General features: G+C 72.4%; 6 protein-coding genes. 3 read left to right on the top strand and 3 right to left on the bottom strand.

The features are described from left to right. The first annotated feature begins 56 nt into the window (after nt 1–56). A complete protein-coding gene (locus tag HGK34_RS07545; protein ID WP_201845961.1) occupies nt 57–245 on the top strand; it encodes a PspC domain-containing protein in 189 nt (62 codons plus the stop codon). A gap of 15 nt (nt 246–260) precedes the next feature. On the opposite strand, the gene HGK34_RS07540 is transcribed toward HGK34_RS07545, so the two are convergent. From HGK34_RS07540 to HGK34_RS07530, 3 genes are all read right to left on the bottom strand, one after another. After that, the gene (locus HGK34_RS07540) at nt 261–5234 is read right to left on the bottom strand and encodes a DUF3418 domain-containing protein (RefSeq protein WP_201845988.1); all 4974 of its coding nucleotides are present in this window, start codon (nt 5232–5234) and stop codon (nt 261–263) included. A 145-nt stretch (nt 5235–5379) separates the two neighbouring features. Continuing rightward, the gene (locus tag HGK34_RS07535) at nt 5380–6078 is read right to left on the bottom strand and encodes an HNH endonuclease family protein (protein ID WP_244666517.1); all 699 of its coding nucleotides are present in this window, start codon (nt 6076–6078) and stop codon (nt 5380–5382) included. Nucleotides 6079–6397: 319 nt separating this feature from the next. Further along, on the bottom strand, nt 6398–6760 hold the full coding sequence (locus HGK34_RS07530) for a hypothetical protein (protein ID WP_201845960.1): 363 nt from the start codon (nt 6758–6760) through the stop codon (nt 6398–6400). A 201-nt stretch (nt 6761–6961) separates the two neighbouring features. On the opposite strand from HGK34_RS07530, the gene hutH reads away from it, so the two are divergent. Both hutH and HGK34_RS07520 read left to right on the top strand, forming a co-directional pair. Then, nucleotides 6962–8728: a histidine ammonia-lyase gene (hutH, locus tag HGK34_RS07525; RefSeq protein ID WP_201845959.1), complete on the top strand. Its 1767-nt coding sequence runs from the start codon at nt 6962–6964 to the stop codon at nt 8726–8728. A 249-nt stretch (nt 8729–8977) separates the two neighbouring features. Then, nucleotides 8978–11251, top strand: coding sequence for a M15 family metallopeptidase (locus HGK34_RS07520; protein ID WP_201845958.1), 2274 nt, complete (start codon nt 8978–8980; stop codon nt 11249–11251). Nucleotides 11252–11584 lie beyond the last annotated feature (333 nt).

Here is an 11584-nt window from a genome sequence, read left to right as displayed (position 1 = left end):
AAGAACCGGGGGACCACCCGATACCGTCTGCCCGCCGTGCGACATAGCGTGAGGTCATGACCACGCAGACACTGTCCCGTCCTCGTCAGGGCCGCATGATCGCCGGAGTGTGCGCAGGCATCGCGAGGCGCTTCGGGTGGAACGTCACCCTGCTGCGCGTGCTTGCCGTCGCGTCGATCCTGCTCCCGGGCCCGCAGGTGCTGGCCTACATCGTGTTCTGGATCCTCATGCCCAGCGACGACTGACCCGGGCCGGGCGCGTCACCACCCGCTCGGTGCGAGCACCTTCCGGATGCGCTTCTCGCTGATCGGGCCGTCCGTGCCGAGCTGCTGGGCGAACAGGCTCACCCGGAACTCCTCCAGCATCCAGCGCACCTCTGCCAGTTCCGCGGCACGCGCGGCGTCCGGCGTCCCCGTCGCGTACGCGGCGCGTGCCTTCTCCCACGCCTGGGTCACGTCGCCGACCCGCCAGGCGAGGTCCGCGTCCCGGCTCGGGTTCTCGCTCGCCTTCGCCAGCCGGTGCGACGCCGCGCGCAGGTAGCGCACCAGGTGCGGCAGCCTCCGCGGCGGTGTCTGTGACACGAACCCGTCGTGCACCAGTGCCGCCGCGTGCTCCCGCAGGTCCTGCAACACCTGCAGCAGCGCGAGGCTGGACTGCCCCCGGATCTCGCCCTCCAGGGTGCGGTGCGCCGACAGCGCCGCCACCACGTGCCCGACCACCCGGTACACCTCGTCCTCCAGATGCTGCCGTACGTGGTCGCGGGCGGCGGCGAACGCGGCCGCGTCCCGGATCGTCGTCGCGTCGGGCCCGCCGGACGGGGTGTCGTACCGCCGCTCGGCCTCCGGCACCGTCAGGCCTGCCACGGCGGCCAGCTGCAGATCGGTGACCAGCGCGTCCGTGCTCGGATACGGGCTGGACGCCATCGTGAGGGACTGCGTCCCGGACCAGCGGGACGTGATCCGTGCGGCCGGCAGGGCCGTCTCCCGCAGCAGGAGGCGCCGCACCCCGGCCGCGTGCGCGGCGTCCCGCCCGGACTCGTCGGCGAGGATGCGCAGCGCGACGACGGTGTCCCGGGCCTTTCCCTTCACCTTGGGCCCGCGCTCCTCGACGAGCGCCGGATACCCGCGCACGACGATCCCCGCGCCGACGTCGGTCGAGACGACGCCCGGCAGCACCCCGCCATCCAGCCCGTCGGGCCACCCGGTGAGGTTCTCCCGCTCGGCGACCACGCCGGCCCCGGAGGCCGAACCGCCACCGGCGCCGCCAGCACCACCTGCGCCGTCGGCCCGAGAAGCCGAACCGCCATGCGCGCCGGGGACCCCACCCGCACCTGCCGCGCCGGAACCCTGCCGCGCCCCCGCAGGGGCCGGGCGGGCATCCGCGGGCCGGCCGGCCTCGGCGCCGGCCTGACCGGCCCCGATGCCTTCCCGCGCGGCCGAGGGGCGCGAGACGGCACCGGCGTTCGCCTGCGCCTCAGCCAGCGCATGGCCCACGGCACCCCGCACGGCCGCGCGAACCGCGGACTCCGCTCGCTTCGCGAGCGTGCGCTGGAGCAGGAGCAGGTCCTTCGACTCGTCGAGTACGACGACGTCCGCACCTTCCTGTCCCGCGTTCCCCTGCTTGCGGGGTCGCCCGCCGCGCGGCTCGAACACCCGGAACGTCATCCGCAGATGGTCCGGCAGGCGTTCCACCCGCTCCGGCGTCCAGACCTCGTCCGGGACGACGATCCCCCGGATCGCCCGCACGGCGCGCGAGAACGCGGCCGTGAACGGCTCGGCCATGTCACCCGCCCGGGCCATGTCCTCCCAGGCCGGACACTCGGCGCGCAGCCATGCCGCGATCTCGCGCGCACAGTCCGGCGCCGGTACGAGGTCGCGTCGTACCGCCTTGGGCAGCGACTTGATCGTGCCGACGCACAACTGCTCCAGGAGCCCGGGCACCATCCAGTCGAAGCCGTCCGGCGCGACGCGCGGCAGCACCGACACCGGGATGTGTACCGTGACGCCGTCCGCTCCGGAACCCGGCGCGAACTGGTACGTGAGCGGGAGCGACAGGTCGCCCTGCGGCCACGTCTCCGGGAACTCGTCGGTGTCCACGGAGGCGTCCCCGACCAGCAGGTCCATCGTGAAGGTCAGCAGGTCGGGCTGCTCGCGCCGGGCCTTGTTCCACCACTTGTCGAAGTGCGCCGCCGAGACCACGTGCTCCGGCACGCGTTCGTCGTAGAACTCGTACAGGTCGTCCTCGGACGCGACGATCCCGCGCTGTCGGGTCCGGGCCTCCAGCTCGCCCGCCTCGTCCAGCAGCCGGCGGTTCTCCGCGAAGAACCGGTGATGCGTGGTCCACCCACCCTCCACGAGCGCGTGCCGCAGGAACAGCTCCCGGGCCGCGGAGGGATCGACGCGCGAGTACAGCACCTTCCGGTCCGCGACGATCGGCACGCCGTACAGCAGTACCTTCTCCGTGCACATCGCCGCGCCGCGCTTCGTGGACCAGTGCGGTTCGGAGTAGGTGCGGCGCGCCAGCGGCCCCGCCAGCTCCTCCGCCCACTCGGGCTTGATCCGTGCCACGTCCCGCGCCCACAGCCGAGAGGTCTCCACCAGCTCGCCCGCCATGATCCATGCCGGAGGCTTCTTGCTCAGCGGTGATCCGGGGAAGATCGCGAACCGCGCCCCCCGCGCCCCGATGTACTCGTTCCGCGCCTGCTTCTTGGCCCGCCGCAGCGCCCGCTCGCGCGCCTCGCCCCGCAGGTGCGCGACGGCACTCGCCTTCACCTCACCCGTGTCCTGCATCCCGAGGTGCGAGAGCAGCCCGGCGAGAAGGGCCCGGTGGATCGTGTCGCCGTCCCAGGCACTCGTGTACGACGACGTCGGCGTGCCGGGCTCCGTACCGTTCTCCCCGCGTGACACCGTCGCGGCAACGGAGCGCTCCGCCTCTCCCGAGGACGGAGCCGGCCCCTGGCCCGGGGAAGGCGCGCCGCCCGTGTCGCGAGAGCCACGCGGCCGGTAGGCCATGTCGATCCCGAGCGGCTTGGACATCTCCCGCAACTGCGCCACGACGTCCTGCCACTCGCGGATCCGCAGGAAGTTGAGGTACTCCGCCTTGCACAGCCGCCGGAACGCCGAACCCGACAGCTCGTGCTGGCGCTCGCGGACGTACTCCCACAGGTTCAGATAGGTCAGGAAGTCCGACGACGGGTCCCGGAACCGGGCGTGCTGCTGGTCCGCCTGCTCCCGCTCCTCCGCGGGCCGTTCCCGTGGGTCCTGGATCGACAGCGCGGCCGCGACGATCGCGACCTCGCGCGCGACACCGAGCTTGTCGCCCTCCACGACCATGCGGGCGAGCCGGGGGTCCATGGGGAGCTGGGCGAGCATGCGGCCCACCGGGGTGAGCCGGGTGCGGGGCGTACCGGTCCCGCGACCGTCGTCGGACCGGCTGTCTGCAGGCCCGCGCTCGCCGTCCGCCGTCGTCTCCAACGCTCCCAGTTCCGTCAGGAGCTGGACGCCGTCGCGGACGGCGCGCGTGTCCGGTGCCTCGACGAACGGGAAGCGGGCGACGTCGCCCGGGGACTCGGCGACACCCACCGACACCATCTGCAGCAGCACGCTGGCCAGTGACGTGCGCAGGATCTCCGGCTCGGTGAACTCGGGCCGGCTGGAGAAGTCGTCCTCGGAGTAGAGCCGGATCGCGATGCCGTCGGCGACGCGGCCGCACCGTCCGGCGCGCTGGTTCGCGCTCGCCTGCGACACCGGCTCGATCGGCAGCCGCTGCACCTTGGTCTGCTTGGACCAGCGGCTGATGCGCGCCGTTCCGGGGTCGACGACGTAGCGGATCCCCGGCACGGTCAGCGACGTCTCGGCCACGTTCGTGGACAGCACGATCCGCCGGTGGGAGTGCGACTGGAACACCCGGTGCTGCTCGGCGCTGCTCAGCCGCGCGTACAACGGCAGGATCTCCGTGTACTGCGGGTGCCGCGGGTCGGTGGCCCGGTCCCGCAGATGGCCCGCGAGACCGTCTGCGGTGTCGTGGATCTCGCGCTCTCCGGACAGGAAGACGAGGATGTCGCCCGTCCCCTCACGCATGAGCTCGTCACACGCCTCGATGATGCCGGTGACGAGGTCCTTCTCCTCCTCCCGGCCGCCGCGTCCGGCACTCCTCGACCGCGTTCCCCGCTCGCCGCCGCGAGGACTCGCAGAGCCCGCGGACGCCTTCCGGCCACCCTGCCCGGAGCCGCTGCCCTGGCCTCGGGGCGCCTCGTCGTCGTCCGACGACGCGCGCCGGTCGTCCGGGACGAGCGGCCGGTACCGCACCTCCACCGGATAGGTACGTCCCGACACCTCGACCACGGGCGCCTGGTCGGGCAGCACGTCCACCACGGCGGCCGGCGCCCCGCCCTCCTCCGCCAGCGAGGCGGGGGAGAAGTGCCGGGCGAACCGCTCCGAGTCGATCGTCGCCGAGGTGATGATCAGCTTCAGGTCCGGCCGGGTGGGCAGCAGCCGCGCCAGGTACCCGAGCAGGAAGTCGATGTTCAGGGACCGCTCGTGGGCCTCGTCGACGACGATCGTGTCGTAGGCGAGCAGGCGCGGGTCGCGCTGGATCTGGGCGAGCAGGATCCCGTCGGTCATGACCTTGACGAGCGTCTCGTCGGTCGACCGGTCGGTGAACCGCACCTGGTAGCCGACCGTGTCGCCGAGGTCCGTGCCGAGCTCTTCCGCGATGCGTTCGGCGACGCTGCGGGCCGCGATGCGGCGGGGCTGCGTGTGCCCGATCTGGCCGGTGCGGCCCCGGCCCAGGTCGAGCAGGATCTTGGGCAGCTGCGTCGTCTTGCCGGAGCCCGTCTCGCCGGCGACCACCACGACCTGGTGGTCGGCGATGGCGCGGGAGATGTCGTCGCGCCGGGCGGAGACGGGAAGCTGCTCGGGGTAGGTGATCGGGGGGACGACGACGGCGGCGCGCTTGGCGGCCGCGCGGTCGAGTTCCGCCCGCGTGATCTTCTGGGGCCTGGACTGCGACGCGTGACCCCGCCCGCCACCACGGCGTCGCCCGCCACGTCCCGACCGGGATCGATCCGCCGCCTGCCGATCCGCCGCCTGCCGTCCGGGCTCTCGCCGGCCGGACGACTGGCCGACGGACTCCTGGCCGACGGACGGCTGGTGGTCGGCCGACAGGCGGTCCGGTCCCGCACCCGCGGAAGGAGCGGCTCCGTCGCCCGGCAGCACGGATCCGCCGTCGGACATGCTGGTGGGGGATGACTCGCTGCTCACGACCCACCATTCTCCCAGCATCGGCAACCTCATTTCGGCCCGTGCCGTCCTCGTCGCCGAACCCCCGAGTCCCGCTCCTGGCCGCAGGGGTCGCGAGCCGCGCTCGGCGGGCGCCCGGTCAGTAGGAGCAGTAGTTGAGGTAGGTCTGCGCGGCCGACTTCTCCGCCGGGTCCATCGACAGGTCCCAGCGGTACTTGGTGTGGATGACCATCTTGGCGAAGGCGCACCGCTTGCTGGACAGCGGCGGCACCCACTCCGCGATGTCCTTGTCACTCTTGGACGAGTTGATCTCTCTGGTGACGGCGATGAGCTGCGGGCCGTCGAGGTCGTTGGCGAACGCCTGGCGGCGGCTGGTGGTCCACGAGTTCGCGCCGGAGTCCCAGGCCTCGGCCAGGGCGACGATGTGGTCGATGGAGATCTCGGACGGGACCGTGCGGGTTTCGCCGTCGTACTGGCTGTACCAGCTGCCGGAGTCCGGGTAGCAGTCGGAGCCGACCGTGACACCGCTGCCGTCGCGCTGCAGGACGAGCTCTCGGGTGTTGCAGTTGTTGCCCTGGCTGATCCAGTGCGGGAACTTGTCCCGGCTGTACCCCGAGCGCGATCCCTCGGCTTCGACGGTGATCGCGTTCAGCTCCGACTGCACCTGCGACTTCGACGGAAGGTCCGGCGGGTATGCCGAGGCGCGGTCCGGCAGCGCGAGGGTGGCGAGCACGAGAAGGGCGGTGAGGGCCGCGACCAGGACGGCCCGGAGACGGACCCCCGTGACCGGGGACCAGGCGTTCGCGGACGACGACGGAGTGGGCTGGGCCTGCATCATTGAGGGTTCCCTTCCGAGAACTGGACCGACATTTTGCCGATCTCTGATGCTTCCCGCGCCGTGTGTCGACCACGTGACACCTGGGTGAAAAATACGGATATTTTGGGCGGCTGGAGCCGCGTGCCCGCGGCCACCACGCCGTTGCGCACCATGGATGCGTTACGACCGAGCACGATGGCGTGCTCGCCACCCGCGACGGGGCGCGCCCGCCACCCGCGACGGCCTGCCCGCCACCCGCGCGGCCTGCTCGCGCCCGCGACGGCCTGCCCGCCGGGCTGTCAGAGCGCCACGGGCCGCGTGGTCGTGGCGCCCCGAGGTGTCACATTCCGGAGCTGCCGACCTCCACGCCCAGCCAGAAGCCGAGGCCCACGAGAATGAGCGCGCCGACGGTCGACAGAATTGCGAGGACCAGGCCCCACTTGGCCAGGAAGAGGTCGAAGCCCTCCTTGCCGGCCTTGGCGACGGCGATGGCGTTCACGATCACGCCGACGATCGGGATGTAGGCCATGAAGAAGCCGACCAGGCTGAAGACGACCGTCTGCGGGTCCTCCTCCTCGGCGGCCTCCGACGTCGCGTCGCTCTGAGTTGCCTCGGTCACGGCTTCCGCGAGCTTCCCGGCGATGTCGTCCGCCTTGTTCCCGCTGGTCTCGGGGGTGTTGGTCTCGGTGTCAGGGGAGGTCATACGAAGGTGCTCCTCGAACGGGGACCTCGAGGGGTCCTCGGGGTTGATGGCTAGGACCTTTGTGTCCCATGGGTCGGCCATATTGTGATGTATCAGGTATAGGCAGCGCCAGGTTAGTACCACCCGCCATCGCCCCTCCGGCGCGGCGTTCCCGCGGTCGGGTGGCAGCCCGGTGCGGCAGATCCGGGGCACACTGACACCATGACCACGTCACACGCATCGGCTCGCCCGGCGATCCCGGGTGCCGCGCCGGCGACCCCCACCACCGTCGACCTGACGGGCGACCCGCTCACCGCCGAGCAGGTGGTCGCCGTGGCCCGGCACGGAGCCCGCGTCAGCCTCACCGACGCCGCCCACGCCCGCATGGCCGCCACCAGGCAGATCATCGACGACCTCGCCCACGACCCGCGCCCGCACTACGGAGTGTCCACCGGATTCGGGGCGCTGGCCCGCACCCACATCCCAGCTGACCGCCGCACCGACCTGCAGCGCAGCCTGGTCCGCTCCCACGCCGCGGGAACCGGTCCGGAGGTCGAGGCCGAGGTGGTCCGAGCCCTCCAGCTCCTACGCCTGAACACCCTCGCCACCGGTCGCACGGGCGTGCGCCCCGCGACGGCACAGGTCTACGCGGACATGCTGAACGCCGGCATCACGCCGGTCGTCCGTGAGTTCGGCTCGCTCGGCTGCTCCGGCGACCTCGCGCCCCTGAGCCACGTCGCGCTCGCCGCCATGGGCGAGGGCGAGGTGCGCGTCGTCGAACGCTTCGCCGACGAGCCGGCGACGGCCGTCCCGCACGGAACGCCTGCCCCCGGTGCCCTCCGGCCGGCGGCCGAGGCCCTTGCCGAGGCCGGCATCACTCCTGCCACCCTCGCGGAGAAGGAGGGGCTCGCGCTGATCAACGGCACGGACGGGATGCTCGGCATGCTGATCCTGGCCCTGCACGACCTGCGCAACCTTCTGGCGCACGCCGACGTCGCCGCCGCGCTGAGCGTCGAGGCCTTGCTCGGCAGCGACGCCCCGTTCGCGGAGGACCTGATGGCGCTGCGTCCGCATCCCGGCCAGGCGGTGTCGGGGGCGAACCTCCGCGCTCTGCTCGCCGGCAGCGGCATCATGGCCAGCCACCGCGCCACCTACGACGACGGCTCGCCCGTCTGCACGCGTGTCCAGGACGCCTATTCCCTGCGATGCGCACCACAGGTGCACGGTGCGGCGCGGGACACGCTGGATCACGCGGCGGACGTCGCGGACCGTGAGCTCGCCGCGGCGGTCGACAACCCGGTGGTCACCCAGGACGGGCGTGTGGAGTCGTGCGGCAACTTCCACGGCGCCCCGGTGGGCTACGTGCTGGACTTCGTGGCGGTGGCCACCGCGGACGTCGCGAGCATGTCGGAGCGCCGGACCGACCGGCATCTGGACAAGAACCGCAACGACGGGCTGCCCCCGTTCCTCGCGCACGAGGCCGGTGTCGACTCCGGGCTGATGATCGCCCAGTACACCGCCGCCGGGATCGTGAGCGAGCTGAAGCGGCTCGCGGTGCCCGCCAGCGTCGACTCCATCCCGAGCTCGGCGATGCAGGAGGACCACGTCTCCATGGGCTGGGCGGCCGCCCGAAAGCTGCGCAGGGCGGTCGACGGACTCGGCCGCGTGCTGGCGATCGAGATCATGACCGCCTGTCGCGCGCTCGACCTGCGGCTCGCGGAGCGGGTGGCCGACGCCGAGGCGAGGCGGACCGACGCCACCGCCCCGACGGCCACCGTCCCGACGGCCACCGCCCCGACGGCCACCGTCCCGTGGGGTCTCGAGCAGATCGCGCCGGGCACGCGTGCGGTGCACGACGTCGTTCGGGGTGCGGTGGGCGGTCCCGGCGCGGACCGCGTGCCGGCGCCCGAGATCGACGCGGTGACGAGCCTGGTGGCGGAGGGGGTCCTCGTCGCGGCGGCCGCGGGCGCCGTCGGGCCTCTGCGGTGATGTGTCCCGAGGTGTCCGTTATCACCCGTGGGTGGTCCATGCCTTGATCAGCCTGGCCGACGATGACACGATCGTCACGAGGAGGGCGTTCACGGCGCTCGATCCGAGCAGGACACGATGTCGTCCGGAGGGTGCAGCTCACGGCACGCCGGCCGGTGTCAGCGATGTGCAAGGATGCGACGGCGCAGTACCGAGGTTGGGGTGGCGACGGAGTCGGCCCTGCAACCCATCGACCGAGGGGGAGTGTCCATGAGCGGCCCGAGCGATTCCTCTCCGCGGAAACGCGCGGACGGTGCCGATGAGGCGGCGGACGATGCGTTGCCCGGGGCCGCGACGCTCGGACCGAGGGCGCTGCCGTGGCGGTCCCGGCTGCCGGGAGCTGCCTTCCTGCGCACGCATCGACGCGGCGCGCGGCGGATCGCGGCGACGGTGACCGGAGCGGCCGTCGCGGCCGCCGTGCTGTTCGGTTCGGGCGGAAGCCTGCCTCAGGGCGGAGGCATCGGCTATGCGGACGCGCCCTTGCGCCCCTACGCCGCGTCCCCGGCCGACTTCTCGAGCGACAGCGTCACCGTCGACCAGGTTCTGGGAGTTCTCGAGCGTGCGCACGAACTCGCCGTTCAGCAGGGTGCGTCGATGGACCCGCAGGTCGCGCAGGCCGCCGCCGAGCTCGGCATGCTGTACATCACCTATCGGGGGCAGCAGGAGGCGATCCGCGCCGCGTCGGGTGTGCTGGATCCGCGCGACGGGTCCGTGGTCGGCCCGGCCGCGGGTGGGAGTGATCTTCCCGCGGTGGTCGGCGAAGAGGCCGGTCGCGCGGACGAGAGCGACGCGGACGAGAGCGACGCGGAGCATGAGCCGGCGGACTCCGAGAAGCCTGACACCGAGAAGCCCGACTCAGAGAAGCCCGACTCGGAGCGGGGCGACGAGGCGCCGGGTGAGGACCAGAAGGGCGGCGACGGGGACGCCGGGACGGTGACCGAGGTCTCGCGCGTTTTCGGCCTGGGCGCCAACCCGGTCGACGACCTGGGCGCGGACGACTCGGGCCGCGGTGAGGCGGAGGCTCACGACCACGACGTGCTGGTGACTCACGAGGACCTCGTGGTCGCGGCGCAGCGGCTCGCGCGGCTCATGGACCCCACCACCACGGATGCGCTCGTCGTCGCCCCGATCCCGGCCGCCGGCCCCGGAGAGGTGGCCGACTCCGCCGATCCGCGCCTGCGGGAGAACCTGGTCTCGATCGTTGATGCCTTCAGCCTCTCCACGGCAGGCTTCGCGAACGGCCGCATTCCGGTCGATGTCCTGTGCCCGCTGACGTTCGCGCCAGGACATCGGCTGCGCTGCGACGCGGCCGAGCGCCTCACCGCACTGAACGCGGAGTACGAGAAGCGGTTCGGCCGGAGCATCCCCATGACGGACTCCTACCGGACACTCGAGTCCCAGGTGAGACTTCGCGCGAGCAAGCCGACCCTGGCGGCGATCCCCGGCACCTCGAACCACGGCTGGGGGATCGCGGTCGACCTCGGCGTGCCGATCAGCTCGGGCCGCAGCGCCGAGTATGCCTGGCTCCGCGTCCACGGCCCGGACTACGGCTGGGACAACCCGGCCTGGGCCCGGCTCAACGGGTCGAAGCCCGAGCCGTGGCACTTCGAGTTCTTCGCGGCGGGGGCCATCCCGAATCGGGCCGTGGGCATTTCGGACGTCAGCTCCGAGGACGATCCGCGCTACCGGCCGCCGACGAAGGCGAAGCCCGGCGACGGACCCGCGGTGACCCCGGCCAAGAAGCCGAACGGCGGCGGCACGTCCGGCGGGTCGAACGACCCGAGCAAGGACCCGGGGGACGGATCGGTGCCGTCGTCCAAGCCGCCCCGGCCGACACCCAAGCCGAGCCCGTCGCCGAGCGGTGAGCCGACGCCGAGCCCCTCGCCGAGCGGTGAGCCGACGCCGAGCCCGTCGCCCAGCGGTGACCCCACTCCGACTCCGTCGCCGTCCCCGAGCGATGACCCGACTCCGACTCCGACTCCGTCCCCGAGCGAGCCGTCGCCGTCGCCGTCCCCGAGTGGCGATCCGACGCCGAGCCCGTCGCCCAGCGGTGACCCCACTCCGACTCCGTCGCCGTCCCCGAGCGATGACCCGACTCCGTCGCCAGAACCGAGCGGGTCGGGTGAGCCGGACCAGTCGGCCGAGACGGGTAGCGAGACAGATGGGGACTCGAACGCGGCCTGTTCCGAGTCTGCGGACGACCCCGGTTCGACCGACGGTGTGACGGACGGCGACTCGGTCGAGGAGCCGGCCGGCGGGACGGACGACTCGGAGCCGTCGGACTGCGACTCGGACGACCCCGCTTCGGGCGACGACCCCGAGGCGGAGTCCACGCCGTCGTCCGACTCTCCGGACGGGTCGTCGGGGCAGACCGACGCGCTGACCGGCGTCGTCGGCACGGTCGCGGCCTCGGCGCTCGTACGGCGGCGGGACGAGGACGAGCCCGACGAGGACGACCCCGAGGACGGGGATCGCGAGGCCTGAGGGTCCTTCTCGAGCAAGGAGGTGGTGTCCGGGACGAGCCTCCGCGCAGCGGCCCGGAAGCGAGGCGTCAGCAGACGGAAACCGGGGATTCATGTCCGGGTACTACAGTGCCCGGCGTCGCCCCCCCCGGCCGCCGCGTGGGCGACCTCGTTGACCAGCGGCAGCTCATCCCCCGCGCCGCAGTATGGGTGGACAGATGCAACGAGTGAGAACTTGACCAAAATTCGGAGCATTCATGAGGAAATTGGCGAGCAGGGCGACAGTGGAACCGGCGCCTCCTGCGGCTCGTTGAGGTGGCGTCACGTGATCTTGACTTCGCGCAACGTGAACTTA

The sequence above is a fragment of the Myceligenerans indicum genome, from assembly GCF_016742955.1.
Classification (GTDB): Bacteria; Actinomycetota; Actinomycetes; order Actinomycetales; family Cellulomonadaceae; genus Myceligenerans; species Myceligenerans indicum.
This window is presented reverse-complemented; position numbering and strand designations above follow the sequence as displayed.